Origin of the sequence: Micromonospora sp. NPDC047740, assembly GCF_043204735.1 — a bacterium.
GTDB lineage: Bacteria > Actinomycetota > Actinomycetes > Mycobacteriales > Micromonosporaceae > Micromonospora.
In genome coordinates, this window is record NZ_JBIDCT010000005.1 from 259,816 (window position 1) to 275,956 (window position 16,141).

The window sequence follows — 16,141 nt, forward strand, 5'->3', positions numbered from 1 at the left end:
CTCGCGGAACCTGGGTGCGACCGACAGGTCGTACGTACCGCTGAAACTTGACTCATTCCAGAAGGTGCTGCGAGGTGGCGTGGGTGCGGAGCGCCGCTGCGACCAGTGGCCCGCCGGTCCCTTCCGGCGGGGTGCCCACTCCGTTGGTGTCCACAACGGAACATCCCGGACGGTAGCGACGAGCGAGACGGCCGGTAGTGCAACGGCCCGGGATTACGTATCCTGCCCAAGGCGCCCGGGCTGGGCTCGGCGTCACGGTCGGGGACCTTCCGGCCGGTGCCGGCGCCACCCCTGCGACACCTTCCGGGCGAGGTCTGATGAACACCCGTGACTGGCCGATCCGCGCCAAGCTGACCGCGTTGGTCGTCGGTCCGGTGACCGCGCTGCTGGCGCTCTGGATCTTCGCCACCACGCTGACCTTCGGACCCGCCCTCGACCTGCTCGCGGCGCGTACCTTCCTCTACGACCTGGGCCGGCCGGGTGAGGCCGTGGTCGCCGAACTGCAACAGGAACGGCGGCTCTCCGTCGTCCAGCTCGCCGGCGCCAGCACCCTGCCGGCACTGACCGAGCAGCGGACCCGCACCGACCGGGCGATCGCCGAGCTGCGCCGCCGGGTCGACGGGAAGGAGCTGCGCGACGCCGCCGACGAGCTGCTCGACGCCCGGCTGGATCAGCTGGTCTCCGCGCTCGATGCGCTGCCCGCCGGCCGGGGCTTCATCGACGGCCGGAAGGTGGACCGGGCCGGGGCGATCGGCCTCTACAGCGGGATGATCAGCTCCGCCTTCCAGGCGTTCTCCGCGATGGCCGCCTTCCCCGACCACCAGCTCAACCGGGAGGCGCTGGCGCTCACCGCGCTGGGCCGGTCCCGGGAGCTGCTCGGCCAGGCGGACGCGCTGCTCGCCGGCGCCGTCACCGCCGGCGGGTACGCCGAAGGCGAGCACGAACAGCTCGTCCGCACCATCGACAACCAGCGCTTCCTGGCCGAGACGGCGGTGGCCGACCTGCCGCCGGGGGAGCGCACGGCGTACCAGCGGCTCACCGAGGGGGACGCGTTCGTCCGGCTGCACGGCCTCCAGGACACCCTGATCCGCGCCCGCGACCTGCCGGCCCAGCTCGACGTCCGCGCCTGGGAGTCCAGCCAGAGCGCGGTCTGGCAGGGCCTGCGGGACTTCGAGCTGCGCGGCGCCGACGGGCTGGCCGAACGGTCCGTGCCGATGGCGGTGGGCATCCTGAGCCGGCTCGCCGCCGCCGGGGTGCTCGGCCTGCTCGCCGTGGTGATCTGCGTGCTGGTGGCGCTGCGGGTCGGCCGGTCGCTGGCCGGACGGCTGATCGGGGTGCGCACCGCCGCGCTGGAGATGGCCGAGCACCGGCTGCCGGACGTGGTCGCCCGGCTGCGCCGCGGCGAGCAGGTCGACGTCGCCCGGGAGGCGCCCGAGCTGGACCACGGTGGCGACGAGATCGGCCAGGTGGGGCGGGCCTTCAACGAGGTACGCCGGACCGCCGTGCAGGCCGCCGTCGACGAGGTCACCCTGCGCCGGGGGCTCAACGAGGTGTTCCTCAACATCGCCCGGCGCAGCCAGGGGCTGGTGCACCGGCAGTTGGCGCTGCTGGACCGGCTGGAGCGGCAGACCGAGGACCCGGACGAGCTGGCCGGGCTGTTCCAGGTCGACCACCTCGCCGCCCGGCTCCGGCGGCACGCCGAGGACCTGGTCATCCTCGCCGGCGCGGCCCCGGGCCGGGGCTGGCGGAACCCGGTCGCCGCGGTCGACGTGGTGCGCGGCGCCATCTCCGAGGTGGAGCAGTACGACCGGGTCGACATCGGCGAGGTGCAGCCGGCCGGGGTGCTCGGCCGGGCCGTCGGCGACGTCATCCACCTGCTCGCCGAGTTGGTCGAGAATGCCCTCGCCTTCTCTCCGCCGGGCACCCGCGTCGACGTCACCGGGCGGACGTCACCGGGCGGGTACGCCATCGAGATCACCGACCACGGGCTCGGCATGTCGCCGCAGGCCCTGGCGGACGCCAACCGCAAACTGTCCCGCTCCCCGGAGTTCGACCCGGCCGACAGCGCCCGGCTGGGTCACTTCGTGGTCGCCCGGCTGGCCGCCCGGCACGGCGTCCGGGTCGAGCTGCGGCCGGCCACCCCGAGCGGCAGCACGGCGCGGGTGCTGATCCCGGCCGATCTGGTCACCGACGAGCCGCCGGTGGGCGCCGGCCCGGACGCCGGGGCAGCGGGCGCCGGTGACCGGCGGATGGCCAAGGTGACCCGGCTGTCCACGCTGCCCCGGCCGCGTACCGCCCGGCCCGGCCGGGAACGCCCCGACTCGGCCGTGGTGCCGCGCTCCGTCGGCCGTACCTCCTCGGTCGAGGCACCCGCGGACGGCGACGGCCTGCCCCGCCGGGTCCGCCGGCGCGGGCCGGCGACGGCACCCCGGCCGGCCGCCGCGGACACCCCGGCGTACCGCCCGCCGGAGGAGGCCCGGCGCGCCATGTCCGCCCTCCAGGCCGGCACCGCCCGGGGCCGCCGGGACGGGGTGGCCCGCGCCGCCGCCGGCCCCACCGGTACGGCCGCCCCGACCGTCCGGGGTGTCGCCCGTCCGGCCGGCCAACCCGTCGACTCCGCTGCCCGGCTCCGAGGTGGCCCGTCCACCGACGCGGCCTGGGACCGGGCCGCCGAGCCCTCCCCTCCGGAGCCGGCGCCGGCCCCGGAACCTCCGACCGCGACTGAGAGGGACGCCTAGTGGTGTACACGACGCGGCAGAACGCCGATCTCGACTGGCTGCTCGACGACCTGGTGGAGCGGGTGCCGGCCGCCCGCCAGGCGGTGGTGCTGTCGGCGGACGGGCTCCTGCTCGGCGCCTCGGCCGAGCTGAGCCGTACCGACGCGGAGCACCTCGCCGCCATCGCCTCCGGCTTCTCCAGCCTGGCCAAGGGGACCACCCGGCACCTGGCCGGCGGCGCGGTCCGGCAGACCGTGGTGGAGATGGAGTCCGCGTACCTGTTCGTCACCGCCGCCGGGCCGGGCGGCTGCCTGGCGGTGGTGAGCGACGCCGACGCCGACATCGGCCTGGTGGCGTACGAGATGGCGATGCTGGTCATCCGGGTCGGCGAGAACCTGAGCGTCCCGGCCCGTACGGCGGGTGCCGTCGATGCGGACTGAGTCACCGGGGCCGCAGCACGAGTGGCTGGACGACGCCGCTGGTCCGGTCGTCCGTCCGTACACCCTGACCGGCGGCCGGGTGCGGCCGCCCGGAGCCGGCTTCGACCTGGTGGCCTTCGTGCTGGCCCCGCCGGCGGCCGACCCGGCCGGCGTGCCGGGCCTGCAGCCGGAGCACCGGCGCCTGGTCGAGCTGGCCCGGCGACCGGTGGCCGTGGCCGACCTCGCCGCGGACCTGGACCTCGCCGTCGGCGTGGTCCGGGTGCTGCTCGGCGACCTCCTCGACCGTGGGCTCGTCGCGGTGCACCAGCCGCCGACCGCCGCCCACCTGCCCGACGACAACATCCTCAAGGCGGTGGTCAGTGGACTTCGTGCGCTCTGAACCGGGGACGGCCGCGCCGCGGGTTCCGCTGGCCCTGAAGATCCTCATCGCCGGCGGCTTCGGCGCCGGCAAGACCACGCTGGTGAGCGCGCTGAGCGAGGTCCGGCCGCTGCAGACCGAGGAGGTCCTGACCGGCGCCGGCGTGGGCACCGACGACGTCTCCGGGGTGGAGGAGAAGTCCACCACCACGGTGGCCATGGACTTCGGCCGGATCACCATCACCGACGACCTCCAGGTCTATCTCTTCGGCACCCCGGGCCAGGACCGCTTCTGGTTCCTCTGGGACGAATTGGCCTTCGGCGCCCTCGGCGCGGTGGTGCTCGCCGACACCCGCCGGCTGGCCGACTGCTTCCCCTCGATCGACTACTTCGAGCAGCGCGGCATCCCGTTTGTGGTGGGGGTGAACTGCTTCGACGGGGCCCGGCGGTTCAGCCTGGAGGCGGTACGCGACGCGCTGGACCTGGACCCGGACGTGCCGCTGGTGCTCTGCGACGTCCGGGACCGGCAGTCCGGGAAGCTGGTGCTGATCTCGCTGGTCGAGCACGTCGCCCGGCAGCGGGGCGAGCCGGTGCCGGTGGGCTGACCGGGCTGCGACGGGTCGCGGGCGTGCGGCCGACCGCCGAAACTGGTTCTTGGAAGACGGCCAACGGCCCGGCCGACCCGGAGGGCCTCTGGTTGGATCGACGGAGGAATCGGCGGAAGGTGGGACCGGTGACCGCGCAGCACGCAATCGTCCACGTCGGTGGCTACACGGCGGAGATGGGCGGGCGGGCCGAGGGCATCGTCGCGGCCCGGCGGGATCCGGTGTCCGGGGAGCTGACCCCGCTCGGCACGGTGGCGGTGACCTCGTCGCCGTCGTTCCTCGTCCGGCACCCGGCCCGGCCCGTGCTGTACGCGGTCAACGAGCTGTCCGAGGGCCAGGTCAGCGCGTTCCGGGTCGCCCCGGACGGCGATCTCGCCCTGCTCGGCGTCCGCCCGACCGGCGGGGCCGAGCCCTGCCACGTGGCGGTCGCCCCGGACGGGCGGCACCTCTTCGTGGCCAACTACGGCGGCGGCAGTGTGGCGGTGTTCCCGCTCGACCCGGCCGGCGTACCGGGGGAGCGCTCCGATCTGGTCCGGCACGAGGGGCACGGCGCCGACCCGCAGCGGCAGGAGGCGGCGCACTGCCACATGGTCTCGCCCGATCCGGGCGGTGGGCCGCTGCTCGCCGTCGACCTGGGCACCGACTCGGTCTACCGGTACGACCTCGACGCCGCCTCCGGTCGGCTGCTGCCGCGCGCCCCGCGGCTGCGTACGCCGGCCGGCAGCGGCCCCCGGCACCTGGCCCGGCACCCCGACGGGCGGCGCTGCTGGCTGGTCGGCGAGCTGGACGGGACGGTCACCGCGTACGACCTGACGGCCGACGGGCTGCACCAGCGGGTCCGGGTCGACGCGAGCGGGCGGGTTGGGCACGTGCAGCCCTCCGAGGTCGCGGTCGGACCGGACGGCCGGTTCCTCTACGTGGCCAACCGGGGAGTCGGCACGGTGGCCGTCTTCGCGCTGGCTGGTGAGGCGCCGGAGCTGGTGGCCGAGGTCGACACCGGCGGCGAGTGGCCGCGGCACTTCGCCCGGGCGGGCGAGCACCTGTACGTGGCCGACGAGCGGGCCGACATGATCAGGGTCTTCCGGGTGGACCCGGTCACCGGGGTGCCGGAGCCGGTCGGGGAGCCGGTGCCGGTGGCCAGCCCGACCTGCGTCCGGCCGTGACGGAGCGTTGCCGCGAGCAGCATCCATCATGGACCGGCATCACCTCTGATGACTGATCGGTCACTCAACGTAAAGTTTTGCAGATCAACTGTTTCTGCTGCGTAACTTTCGTCCGAACGGTTGTGGCACTAACCCCACGAGATACGCAAGATGGTCACCGTGTCTGGCCGCCATCGCATGCGTTCGAACCTCCGTGGGGTAGGCGCCGCCGCTGCGGCCACCGCCCTCGTCGCCGTCGTAGCCGGGACCTGGTTCGGCTACCAGCAGCTGGCGGGGCCGTCCTGCTCGGGGCAGATCCAGCTCTCCGTCGCGGCCACCCCGGAGATCGCGCCCGCCGTCAAGGGAGCGGCCGACCAGTGGGTCAAGGACGGCGCGGCGGTCGGCGACACGTGCATCGCGGTGAACGTGACCCCCGCCGAGTCGGTCGAGGTGGCCGCCACGGTGGCCAGCAAGCACGGCGCCACCTTGGCCGGTGTGGGGCAGGCGAGCGGCACTGCGGTGACGCCGGACGTCTGGGTGCCGGACTCGTCCACCTGGCTGCTGCGGCTCAAGTCCGGCGGGGCCACCGCCTTCGCCCCGGCGAACGGCGCCTCGATCGCCCGCAGTCCGGTGGTGGTCGCGATGCCCGAGCCGGTGGCCACCCGGCTCGGCTGGCCGGACAAGAAGTTCACCTGGGCCGACCTGTTGGCGCAGGTCAACAGCAGCAAACCGCTGCACGCCGGCATCGTCGAGCCGACCCAGGACGCGGCTGGTCTGTCCGGCCTGCTCGCGCTGACCGCTGCCGCCAGCTCCACCGGCGGCGCCGGCTCCCCGCAGGCGCGGGAGGCGACGATCGGGGCGTTGCGGGCGGTGGCCACCAACAGTTCCCGGCTGCGGCAGGATCTCCTCGCGCGCTTTCCGCGCTCGTCCGAACCGACGGCGGTCGCCAACGGCCTCGGAGCGGCCGCGCTGTCCGAAGAGGACGTGATGGCGTACAACGCCACCAAGCCGCCGATCCCGCTGGCCGCCCTCTACCTGGACCCGCCGCCGGCCCCCCTGGACTACCCGTTCGCGGTGCTGCCCGGTATCGAGCCGGCGAAGGCGTCCGCCGCGAAGGTGCTCTTCGAGGTGCTGACCAGCCGCGGCTTCAAGAGCCGGCTGGCCGCCCAGTCGCTGCGCGCGCCCGACGGCAACTGGAGCGAGGGCTTCAAGGCGTTGCCCGGTGCCCCGAGCCCGGCGGGCGGGAACACCGCGCCGGCCGGTCAGGGCGCCGCGGGCGGACTCGACCCGACCGCCATCCAGAAGGCCACCAGCACCTGGTCGGCGGTCACGCTGTCCGGCCGCATGCTCTGCGTCATCGACGTTTCGGGCTCGATGAAGCAGAAGGTGGAGACCGCCGGTGGCGCCACCCGGGAGCAGGTCACCGTCGCCGCGGCGACCCAGGGCCTGAACCTCTTCGACGACTCCTGGTCGATCGGGCTGTGGACCTTCTCCACCAAGCTGAACGGGTCGCAGGACTACCGGGAGGTGGTCCCGATCAGGCCGCTGTCGAGCAATCGGGGCGCGATCCAGCGCGGCCTGGCCACGGTCAAGCCGTCGAACGGCGACACCGGCCTCTACGACACCCTGCTGGCGGCCTACAAGACCGTCCAGCAGGACTGGGAGCCCGGGAAGGTCAACTCGATCGTGCTGTTCACCGACGGCAAGAACGAGGACGACGACGGCATCTCCCAGAAGGAGCTGCTGGCCAAGCTGCGCAAGCTCCGCGACGCGGAGCAGCCGGTGCAGGTGATCATCATCGGCATCGGGAGCGACGTCAGCCAGGCCGAGCTGAAGTCGATCACCGACGTGACCGGTGGTGGTGCCTTCGTCACCGCCGACCCGACCAAGATCGGCGAGATCTTCCTGCAGGCGATCGCACTGCGCCCGCCCGCGCCGCGCTGATCCGCCACTCAACGGGCCGCCGTACCGGAATCCGGTACGGCGAGCCACTTCTCGCCTCCTCGACCGCAAGGCAACTGACGGTAATCCGTCCGAAGCAATCGGTGCCCATAGTTGTCGAGGCAGGATGTCCTGGTGCTCCGAGCCGGCCCGCCAGAGCCGTCACGCGGTACGGGGTGGTCCTGAACGAAGTGGGGAGGGCCGGTGATCTCGGCGACGCTGCTGACCCCTGCCAGGACGTCGTCGCGACCGGGCGGCGACCGTCCCGGCCCGACGCGGGCCGCGGAACGGGCCTACATCGGGGTCCTGCTGGTGCTGGACACCACCGTGCTGGCGGCGGCCACCCTGATCGGATACCTGGCCCGCTTCGGGGACGAGCAGCCGGTCGGATCGGAGATTCCGTACGTGGTGGTGGCGCCCGCCCTGCTGCTGGTCTGGCTGATCTCGCTCAAGGCGATGCGCTGCTACGACGATCGGGTGCTCGGTTACGGCGCCGACGAGTATCGGCGGGTCAGTTCGGCGAGCCTGCGGTTGGCCGGCGGCATCGCGATCGCGGGGTACATCGCCGACGTCGGCGTGTCCCGGGGCTTCCTGGCCATCTCCTTCGCGGTCGGCACGATCGGCCTGGAGGTGGCCAGGTACGCCGCGCGCAAGCGGTTGCACCGGGCCCGTGACCGGGGCGCCGGCTGGTCCCGCAAGGTCCTCGTGGTGGGCGACACCGCGCACGTGCTGGAGCTCGTGCACACCCTGCGCCGCGAGCCGTACGCCGGCTACCAGGTGGTCGGCGCCTGCATCCCGGACGCGCTGCTCGCCCCGGTGCCGCAGCGGCTGGGCGACGTGCCGGTGGTCGGCTCGTTCCGGGACATCACCGAGGCGGCCAGCGCCATCGGCGCGGACACCGTGGCCGTCACCGCCTCCGGTTCGCTCACCGCCACCCGGCTGCGCCGGCTCGGCTGGCAGCTCGAGGGGACCGGGGTCGACCTGGTCGTCGCCCCCGCGCTGACCGACGTCGCCGGCCCGCGCATCCACACCCGTCCGGTCGCCGGCCTGCCGCTGATCCACGTCGAGGCGCCCGAGTTCCGGGGCGCCCGGAAGCTGGTCAAGGGGCTGGTCGACCGCTCGCTGTCGCTGCTCGCGTTGCTCCTGCTGCTGCCGGTGCTGGTGGTGATCGCGCTCGCCATCAAGCTGGACAGCCGGGGGCCGGTGCTGTTCCGTCAGGTCCGGGTCGGCCAGGGCGGCGAGGAGTTCGGCGTCTTCAAGTTCCGCACCATGGTCGTCAACGCCGACGCCCTGCTGGCCGAGTTGGCCGCGCGCAACGAGACCGACGGCCTGATGTTCAAGATGCGCGACGACCCGCGGGTGACCCGGACCGGCCGGCTGCTGCGCAAGTGGTCCCTGGACGAGCTGCCCCAGCTGGCGAACGTGCTACTCGGTCAGATGAGCCTGGTCGGGCCCCGCCCGCCACTCCCCTCCGAGGTGGCCCGGTACGACGGTGACCTGGCCCGCCGCCTGCTGGTCAAGCCCGGCATGACCGGCCTCTGGCAGGTCAGTGGCCGGTCCGACCTGAGCTGGGAGGACGGCATCCGGCTCGATCTCTACTACGTGGAGAACTGGTCGCTCGCCGCCGACCTGACCATCCTCTGGAAGACCTTCGGCGCGGTCATCCACCGCCGCGGCGCGTACTGACCCCGCCCCCGCTGCAGCCCGCCGAGGCGGGACCGCCGGGTCAGGGCTGCGGGCCGAGCCAGTCGAGACAGACCGCCACCGCGTCGTCGATCAGGTCGCCGGCGACGAAGGCCCGCAGATCGCCGATCAGGGACCGGACCGCGTCCAGCGGCTCCATCGGCCCGGTACGCCGAAGGAAGCGGTCCAGCGCGGTCTCGCCGTAGCGGATCTGCCGGGCGGTGGCGTCGACCACCCCGTCGCTGACCACGAAGAGCCGGTCCCCGCGCCGGAGCTGGAACTGCTGCGCCCGGTAGTCCGTGGCCTCGAACATGCCGAGCGGGAACTGCTTCTCCAGGACCTGCTCGCTGACCTCGCCCTCGCGCAGCAGCAGCACGCGCGGCGACCCGGCGTCGACCACGGTCATCGCTCCCGACGCCAGGTCCAGCTCCAGCAGGAGCGCGGAGAGGTACTGCTCGCCCCGGTGCAGCGCGTAGATCGCCTGGTCGGCCAGGGCGGCCTGGTCGGCCAGGGCCAGCTCGGCGCGGCGGGCGTTGCGCAGCGCGTGAATGGCCAGCGAGGTGAGCATGGACGCGGCCACCCCCTCACCCGAGCCGTTGATCACCGAGAGCCAGAGCCGCCGACCGTCGTCCGACCAGTCGAAGCTGTCGCCGCGCACCGCGTACGCCGGCTCCAGCTGTCCGGCCAGGCGGAACGACGGCCGGATCCGGCTGCGACCGGGCAGCAGTTCCCACTGCATCTCGGCGGCCAGGGTCAGCCGGCGGTCCCGCCGGGCGGTGACGTAGACGTCGGTGCTGGCGGTCACGGCGGCCAGCTCGTGCCCGAGCGCGGTGGCCATCGCGTCCAGCTCCCGGAGGGCGGCCGGGCCGGCCGGCAGCGGCGACAGCCGGAGCACGCCGCGCCGCTCGCCGCGCATGCCGACCGGGAACCAGCCGGTGCCTTCCGACACCACCGGCTCCTGGTGGTCGAAGCAGCGCCAGGCCGGATGGCCCGGGCTGGTGATCGCCTCGCCGTCGCCGAGCGGCAGCAGCACCGCGAGCCGGTAGTCGACCTGGTAGAGCTCGGTGCGGGTGATCCCGTAGGCCCGCGCGAGCTCGGTGGCGAGCCGGTCGATCAACAGGTCGGCCGGGGCCTCACCGAGAGCCCGGCGCACCCGATCCTCCGGTCCGCTCATCTTTGCTCCTTTGCACAGGTCGGCCGCCTGGTACGGCGGGTAGTCTCGGGCGCACCATGGCCGAAGAACGCGGTCCTTACGGACCTGAAGCGAGTATGGCCGCCGCCCTGGACGAGGCGGCGGGCACCCTGCTGGCTGTCTGGGAGGCGGCCCGGGAGCGCACCACGAGCCGACTCTCCGGTGCCCAGTTACGCGCGGTCATGGTCGTCGAGCAGTACGACGGGATCAACCTTCGCCGCCTCGCCACGCTGACCGACATGCTGCTCTCCTCGGCGAGCCGGCTCTGCGACCGGCTGGTGGCGGCCGGGATGCTGGAGCGGGAGCCGGGCCGGTTCGACCGACGGGAGATCGCCCTGCACCTCACCCCGGCGGCGACCCGGCTGCTCGCCGAGCTGCGGGCCGACCGGCGGCACCGGCTGGAGCAGATCCTCGCCGGGATGAGCGCCGAGGGCCGCGCGGCGCTGCTGCGCGGGATGCAGGAGTTCGACACGGTCGCCCGGCGTGCTGAGGCCGGCGCCCCGGAGGGGTGGCCGGTGCTGCAGCCCTCCGGCGAGCGGACCGGCGACCCGCTGGCCGAGCCGGGGGCGCCGTCGACCGGCGAGCCGCCGGTGGCGCGTACCGCCTGAAGGCCGGGATCAGCCGGACCGGGCCAGCCAACCGACCGGGCGGTCGATGATCCGGCGGGCCACCGAGGCGGCCCCGCCGACCGCCGCGGACTGCGCGCCGAGCGCGGCCGGGCGCACCGTGACCGGTGACCATGCCGCGGTGAGCACCCGCCGGGAGATCTCGGCGACCACCGGCGGCGCGAGCCAGGGGGCGAGCGGGGCGTATCCGCCGCCGAGCACCACGGTGTCCAGGTCCAGCAGGTTCACGACGCCGGCCACGGCCACGCCGAGGGCCGCCCCGGCGCCGGCCAGGGCGGCCAGGGTGGCCGGATCGCCGGCGGCCGCGAGGTCCGCCAGCCGGGTCGCGGCGGTGTCGGCGGGCAACTCGCCGCCGGACAGCCCGGCGGCGGCCAGGATGGCCTCCTGGCCCGCGTACCGCTCCAGACAGCCGCGGCCGCCGCAGCGGCAGGGCCGCCCCTCGGGGTGTACCGGGATGTGGCCCAGTTCGCCGCTCCAGCCGCGCGCGCCCCGGTACAGCACCCCGTCGAGCACGATCCCGGCACCGATGCCGATCTCACCGGAGATGTGCAGGAAGCTGGCCGACCCGGGCGGGCCGGCGTGCAACTCGCCGAGGGCGGCGAGATTGGCCTCGTTGTCGACGACCAGCGGCGGGATCCCGTCGACCGGCTCGGCGAGCGGGTGCCCGGCGAGCAGCCCGGGGACGTCCACGTCCCGCCAGCCGAGGTTGGGCGCCAGCCGGACCAGGCCACCGTCGCCGACCAGGCCCGGCACGGCGAGCGTCGCGCCGGCCAGGGTCAGCCCATCGCGTACGGCCGTGGCGCGGGCCTCGGCGGCGAGCGCGGCGAGCCGGTCCAGGGCGTCGGCGGGGGAGACCGGCCGCAGGTCGGCGCGGCGCACCACGTGGTGGCGTACCGCGCCGGTCAGGTCGACCACGCAGGCGGCCAGGTAGTCGACGTTGACCTCCAGCCCGAGCCCGGCCGGCCCGTCGGCGGCCAGCACCAGGCCGCGGGCCGGCCGCCCGGCCCCGGTACGTGGCGCGGGCTCCGCCTCGGCGACCAGCCGACCGGCGATCAGGTCGTCGACGACGGCGGAGACGGTGGCCCGGGTCAGCCCGGTCCCGGCGGCGATCTCGGCCCGGGAGGGGGGCCGCTCGGCGGCGGCGATCCGCCGGAGCACCACCGCCAGGTTGAGCTCGCGGAGGCTGCCCTGCCGGACCGCCCCGGCGGTGCTGGAGCTGGTCACCCCTTGACACTGCCACACCGTGGTCATTTAATTCAACCACTGAACTAATTGCGGACGACACCACCGGAGGTCTGCTATGGCACCCCGTCCCACCCCCGCCGACAAGTTCTCCTTCGGTCTCTGGACGGTCGGCTGGCAGGCCCGTGACCCGTTCGGCGACGCCACCCGGCCGGCCCTGGACGCGGTCGAGGCGGTGCACAAGCTCGCCGAGCTCGGGGCGTACGGGATCACCTTCCACGACGACGACCTGGTCCCCTTCGGCGCGGACCCGGCCACCCGGGACGCCCACCTGACCCGGTTCCGCAAGGCCCTCGACGAGACCGGCCTGGTCGTGCCGATGGTCACCACCAACCTCTTCACCCACCCGGTTTTCAAGGACGGCGGCTTCACCAGCAACGATCGCGACGTCCGCCGTTACGCACTGCGCAAGGTGCTGCGCAACGTCGACCTGGCCGCCGAGTTGGGTGCCCGCACCTTCGTCATGTGGGGCGGCCGGGAGGGCGCCGAGTACGACCTGGCCAAGGACGTCCGTGCCGCGCTGGACCGCTACCGGGAGGCCGTCGACCTGCTCTGCCAGTACGTCGTCGACCAGGGCTACGACCTGCGCTTCGCCCTCGAGCCCAAGCCGAACGAGCCGCGCGGCGACATCCTGCTCCCCACCGTCGGGCACGCGCTGGCCTTCATCTCCACCCTGGCCCACCCCGAGCGGGTCGGGCTGAACCCGGAGGTCGGGCACGAGCAGATGGCCGGGCTCAACTTCGCCCACGGCATCGCCCAGGCGCTCTGGCAGGGCAAGCTGTTCCACCTCGACCTCAACGGCCAGCGGGGCATCAAGTACGACCAGGACCTGGTCTTCGGCCACGGCGACCTGCTCAACGCGTTCGCCCTGGTGGACCTGCTGGAGCACGGCGGCCCGAACGGCGGTCCCGCGTACGACGGGCCGCGGCACTTCGACTACAAGCCCTCGCGTACCGAGGACATGACCGGGGTGTGGGCGTCGGCGGAGGCGAACATGCGCACGTACCTCCTGCTCAAGGAGCGGGCAGCGGCGTTCCGGGCCGACCCGGAGGTGGCCGAGGCGCTGGCCGCCAGCAAGGTCGGCGACCTGGCGACGCCGACGCTGGCCCAGGAGGAGAGCTACGCCGACCTGCTCGCCGACCGGTCCGCGTTCGAGGAGTTCGACCCGGAGGCGGCCGGGGCGCAGGGCTACGGCTTCGTCCGGCTCAACCAGCTCGCCGTCGAGCACCTGCTCGGCGCGCGCTGAGGCGGGCCACCATGCCGCTCGTCGCCGGGGTCGACTCGTCCACCCAGTCCTGCAAGGTCGTCGTCCGCGACGCGGAGACCGGCACGCTGGTCCGGCAGGGCCGGGCTCCTCACCCGGACGGCACCGAGATCGACCCGCAGGCGTGGTGGGAGGCCCTGCTGGCGGCCGTCGACGCGGCCGGCGGGCTGGCCGACGTCGCGGCCGTGTCGGTCGCCGGCCAGCAGCACGGCATGGTGTGCCTGGACGAGGCGGGCCAGGTGGTCCGCCCCGCCCTGCTCTGGAACGACACCCGCTCCGCCGGCGCCGCCCAGGACCTGATCGCCGAGGCAGGCGGCGGCGAGGCCGGCCGGCGGTTCTGGGCCGAGGCGACCGGCAGCGTGCCGGTGGCCAGCTTCACCGCCACCAAGCTGCGCTGGCTGGCCCGGCACGAGCCGGCGCACGCCGACCGGGTGGCCGCGGTCTGCCTGCCGCACGACTGGCTCACCTGGCGGCTGGCCGGCGCGCCGGGGCTCGACGCGTTGCGCACCGACCGGGGCGACGCCAGCGGCACCGGCTACTGGTCGCCCCGGACCGGCGCGTACCGTCTCGACCTGCTGGAACGCGCCTTCGGGCGGCAGCTCCGGGTGCCCGCGGTGCTCGGTCCGGCGGACCCGGCCGGGCCGCTGGACCCGGCGGCGCTCGCCGGCCGGGGCGGCACCGGTGGCGCCCTGCTCGGCCCCGGCACCGGCGACAACGCGGCCGCGGCGCTCGGGGTCGGTGCCGGCCCGGGCGACGTGGTCGTCTCGATCGGCACCTCCGGCACGGTCTTCGCGGTGGCCGACGCGGCCGCCGCCGATCCGAGCGGGGCGGTGGCCGGCTTCGCCGACGCCACCGGCCGCTTCCTGCCGCTGGTCTGCACGCTCAACGCGGCCCGGGTGCTCGACGCCGCCGCGGCCCTGCTCGGGGTCGGCCTCGACGAGCTGAGCGAGCTGGCCCTGGCCGCCCCGCCCGGCGCCGACGGGCTGGTCATGGTCCCCTACCTGGAGGGGGAGCGGACCCCGGACCGGCCCTCCGCCACCGGGTCGCTGCACGGCCTCACCCTGGGCAGCTCGACCCCGGCCCACCTGGCCCGCGCCGCCGTCGAGGGGATGCTCTGCGCGCTCGCCGACGGCCTGGACGCGTTGACCGCGCAGGGTGCCACCGCCCGCCGGGTCATCCTGGTCGGCGGCGGGGCCCGGTCGGCGGCCGTGCGGCGGATCGCCCCGCAGGTCTTCGGCCGGCCCGTGGTGGTGCCGCCGCCCGGCGAGTACGTCGCCGACGGCGCCGCCCGCCAGGCCGCCTGGGTCGCCCTGGGCGGCGCGGCGCCACCGGCATGGACGGTCGGCGACACCGAGGAGTACGCGGCGATGCCCGTACCCGCCGTCCGGGCGCGCTACACCCGGGCCCGGGACCTGGTCGTGGACCGCCTCGACACCGTCCCGTGATCTCCACCTGATTGGCTGCCGGGCATGAGCGGCACCAGGATCCCCCGGCGCGGCAGCGCGGCCCACCGGTTCTACAGCGTGCTCGTGTTCGTGGTGCTCGCCTCGCTTGACAACGTGGCGATCGGCCTGGTCCCGCCGCTGTACGGGCCGATCTCCGGCGCGCTGGGCGTGCCGCAGCGGCTCCTCGGTCTGGTCACCGCGGTGAGCTTCCTGGTCAGCGCGGTCGCCGCGGTCGGCTGGGCGTACGTGGGCGACCGGACCAACCGCAAGCCGCTGCTGATGGTCGGCACGCTGGCCTGGGCGGCCGGCACCGGCGGCAGCGCCCTCGCCCAGCACTATTCGACGTTCCTGGTCGCCCAGCTCGTCGCCGCGGTCGGATTGGGCGCCGTCGGCTCGGTCGGGTTCTCGGTGGTCACCGACCTGATCTCGCCCCGCCGCCGGGGCCTGGTGATGAGCTTCTGGGGGCTGTCGCAGGGCGTCGGCACCCTCGCCGGGACGCTCGTCGGCGGCATCCTCGGCGCCACCGACTGGCGACGGCCGTTCCTGCTGCTCACCGTGGTCGGCCTGGCCGCCACCGTCGCCTACCTGTTCACGTACGACATCCGGCGCGGGCAGAGCGAGCCGGAGTTGGCCGCGGTCCTCGACGCCGGCGCCGAGTACGACTACCGGATCAGCCGCGCCGACCTGCCCCGGATCCTGGGCCGGCGGACCAACCGCTGGCTGATCCTCCAAGGACTGACCGCGCAGGCGGCGTTCGGGTCCCTGGTGTGGCTGCCGGTGCTGTTCGCCCAGCGTGCCGAGGCGCAGGGCTACTCACCCGCCACCGCCGTGGTGGTGGGCAGCGTGTTCGCCACCCTGTTCCAGCTCGGCGGGGTGCTGTCCATCGTGGGTGGCCTGGCCGGCGACGCGCTCCAGCGGCGTACGCCCAGCGGCCGGGCCCTCGTCGCGGCGGTGGGCATCCTCGCGGCCGTGCCGTTCTACCTGGTGCTCTTCCTCGTGCCGATCCGGATCGACGTGCCGAACGGCGGCAGCTCCGGCGCGGTGATCGCCGCGGTGCTGGCCAGCGTGGTCACCGAGCCCACGGTCGGGCTGAGCCTGCTGACCGCGGTGCTGGCGCTCGCGCTTACCTCCGCCAACTCGCCGAACTGGTTCGCGCTGATCGCCGACGTCAACCCGCCCGAGCACCGGGGCACCGTCTACAGCCTGGGCAACCTGGTCAACGGGGTCGGCCGGGCGGCCGGCAACGGGCTGGTCGGGGTGGCCTTCCACGCACTGCGGGCGGCCTTCCCGCCGCCGCTGAACTACGCGGTCGGCCTGGCCGTGTTCCAGCTCTTCTTCATCCCGACCGGCCTGATGTACTGGCTCGCCGCCCGTACCTCGCCGCGCGACATCGCGCAGGTCCACGACCTCCTGCACACCCGCGCCGGCCGCCTCTGACGTCTCTCGCGCCTCCGCTTCGTGGCCCGCCCGCCCGCCGGCCCCGGCAG

Annotated in this window: 13 protein-coding genes; 11 read left to right on the top strand and 2 right to left on the bottom strand. The window is 74.5% G+C overall.

Features of this window, described 5'->3' with window-relative positions; genetic code table 11:
• Nucleotides 1-317: 317 nt before the first annotated feature.
• The 7 genes from ACGF4F_RS12180 to ACGF4F_RS12210 all read left to right on the top strand — a co-directional run bounded on the left by ACGF4F_RS12180 (nt 318) and on the right by ACGF4F_RS12210 (nt 8,888).
• Nucleotides 318-2,738 carry a nitrate- and nitrite sensing domain-containing protein gene (locus ACGF4F_RS12180; protein ID WP_357440807.1) on the top strand — a complete coding sequence of 807 codons (2,421 nt, stop codon included), beginning with the start codon at nt 318-320 and terminating at the stop codon, nt 2,736-2,738.
• Entirely contained in the window at nt 2,738-3,157 is a 420-nt protein-coding gene (locus ACGF4F_RS12185; RefSeq protein ID WP_073835966.1) for a roadblock/LC7 domain-containing protein, read from the top strand. The genes ACGF4F_RS12180 and ACGF4F_RS12185 overlap by 1 nt, the downstream gene beginning before the upstream one ends.
• Complete coding sequence (locus ACGF4F_RS12190; RefSeq protein ID WP_357440810.1) at nt 3,147-3,536, top strand: DUF742 domain-containing protein; 390 nt, start codon at nt 3,147-3,149, stop codon at nt 3,534-3,536. The genes ACGF4F_RS12185 and ACGF4F_RS12190 overlap by 11 nt, the downstream gene beginning before the upstream one ends.
• Nucleotides 3,517-4,119: an ATP/GTP-binding protein gene (locus ACGF4F_RS12195; RefSeq protein ID WP_393077035.1), complete on the top strand. Its 603-nt coding sequence runs from the start codon at nt 3,517-3,519 to the stop codon at nt 4,117-4,119. Before ACGF4F_RS12190 ends, ACGF4F_RS12195 begins: the two co-directional genes overlap by 20 nt.
• Nucleotides 4,120-4,247: 128 nt before the next feature.
• On the top strand, nt 4,248-5,282 hold the full coding sequence (locus tag ACGF4F_RS12200; protein ID WP_357440813.1) for a lactonase family protein: 1,035 nt from the start codon (nt 4,248-4,250) through the stop codon (nt 5,280-5,282).
• A 177-nt stretch (nt 5,283-5,459) separates the two neighbouring features.
• The gene (locus ACGF4F_RS12205; protein ID WP_357440815.1) at nt 5,460-7,205 is read left to right on the top strand and encodes a substrate-binding domain-containing protein; all 1,746 of its coding nucleotides are present in this window, start codon (nt 5,460-5,462) and stop codon (nt 7,203-7,205) included.
• 201 nt (nt 7,206-7,406) lie between these two features.
• The gene (locus tag ACGF4F_RS12210; protein ID WP_357440818.1) at nt 7,407-8,888 is read left to right on the top strand and encodes a sugar transferase; all 1,482 of its coding nucleotides are present in this window, start codon (nt 7,407-7,409) and stop codon (nt 8,886-8,888) included.
• Between the two features lie 40 nt (nt 8,889-8,928).
• Here the strand turns inward: ACGF4F_RS12210 and ACGF4F_RS12215 are convergent, their stop codons facing one another.
• Nucleotides 8,929-10,059 carry a PP2C family protein-serine/threonine phosphatase gene (locus ACGF4F_RS12215; RefSeq protein ID WP_357440820.1) on the bottom strand — a complete coding sequence of 377 codons (1,131 nt, stop codon included), beginning with the start codon at nt 10,057-10,059 and terminating at the stop codon, nt 8,929-8,931.
• Nucleotides 10,060-10,154: 95 nt separating this feature from the next.
• Between ACGF4F_RS12215 and ACGF4F_RS12220 the strand changes: the two genes are divergently transcribed.
• Nucleotides 10,155-10,685: a MarR family transcriptional regulator gene (locus ACGF4F_RS12220; protein WP_357440822.1), complete on the top strand. Its 531-nt coding sequence runs from the start codon at nt 10,155-10,157 to the stop codon at nt 10,683-10,685.
• Nucleotides 10,686-10,694: 9 nt separating this feature from the next.
• On the opposite strand, the gene ACGF4F_RS12225 is transcribed toward ACGF4F_RS12220, so the two are convergent.
• Nucleotides 10,695-11,954, bottom strand: coding sequence for an ROK family protein (locus tag ACGF4F_RS12225; RefSeq protein ID WP_393077040.1), 1,260 nt, complete (start codon nt 11,952-11,954; stop codon nt 10,695-10,697).
• Between the two features lie 49 nt (nt 11,955-12,003).
• Between ACGF4F_RS12225 and xylA the strand changes: the two genes are divergently transcribed.
• The 3 genes from xylA to ACGF4F_RS12240 are packed head-to-tail and all read left to right on the top strand — an operon-like array spanning nt 12,004 to nt 16,091.
• The gene (xylA, locus tag ACGF4F_RS12230) at nt 12,004-13,191 is read left to right on the top strand and encodes a xylose isomerase (protein WP_357440828.1); all 1,188 of its coding nucleotides are present in this window, start codon (nt 12,004-12,006) and stop codon (nt 13,189-13,191) included.
• A gap of 11 nt (nt 13,192-13,202) precedes the next feature.
• Entirely contained in the window at nt 13,203-14,654 is a 1,452-nt protein-coding gene (xylB, locus tag ACGF4F_RS12235) for a xylulokinase (RefSeq protein WP_357440831.1), read from the top strand.
• Between the two features lie 24 nt (nt 14,655-14,678).
• Complete coding sequence (locus ACGF4F_RS12240) at nt 14,679-16,091, top strand: MFS transporter (protein ID WP_357440834.1); 1,413 nt, start codon at nt 14,679-14,681, stop codon at nt 16,089-16,091.
• The last annotated feature ends 50 nt before the right edge of the window (nt 16,092-16,141 follow it).

Bases quoted from the DNA above. Each gene is read 5' to 3' on its own strand.
- ACGF4F_RS12180 (WP_357440807.1), top strand. From the start codon at position 318: ATGAACACCCGTGACTGGCCGATCCGCGCCAAGCTGACCGCGTTGGTC.
- ACGF4F_RS12190 (WP_357440810.1), top strand. From the start codon at position 3,147: ATGCGGACTGAGTCACCGGGGCCGCAGCACGAGTGGCTGGACGACGCC.
- ACGF4F_RS12205 (WP_357440815.1), top strand. From the start codon at position 5,460: ATGCGTTCGAACCTCCGTGGGGTAGGCGCCGCCGCTGCGGCCACCGCC.
- ACGF4F_RS12215 (WP_357440820.1), bottom strand. From the start codon at position 10,059: ATGAGCGGACCGGAGGATCGGGTGCGCCGGGCTCTCGGTGAGGCCCCG.
- ACGF4F_RS12220 (WP_357440822.1), top strand. From the start codon at position 10,155: ATGGCCGCCGCCCTGGACGAGGCGGCGGGCACCCTGCTGGCTGTCTGG.
- ACGF4F_RS12225 (WP_393077040.1), bottom strand. From the start codon at position 11,954: ATGACCACGGTGTGGCAGTGTCAAGGGGTGACCAGCTCCAGCACCGCC.
- xylA (WP_357440828.1), top strand. From the start codon at position 12,004: ATGGCACCCCGTCCCACCCCCGCCGACAAGTTCTCCTTCGGTCTCTGG.
- xylB (WP_357440831.1), top strand. From the start codon at position 13,203: ATGCCGCTCGTCGCCGGGGTCGACTCGTCCACCCAGTCCTGCAAGGTC.
- ACGF4F_RS12240 (WP_357440834.1), top strand. From the start codon at position 14,679: ATGAGCGGCACCAGGATCCCCCGGCGCGGCAGCGCGGCCCACCGGTTC.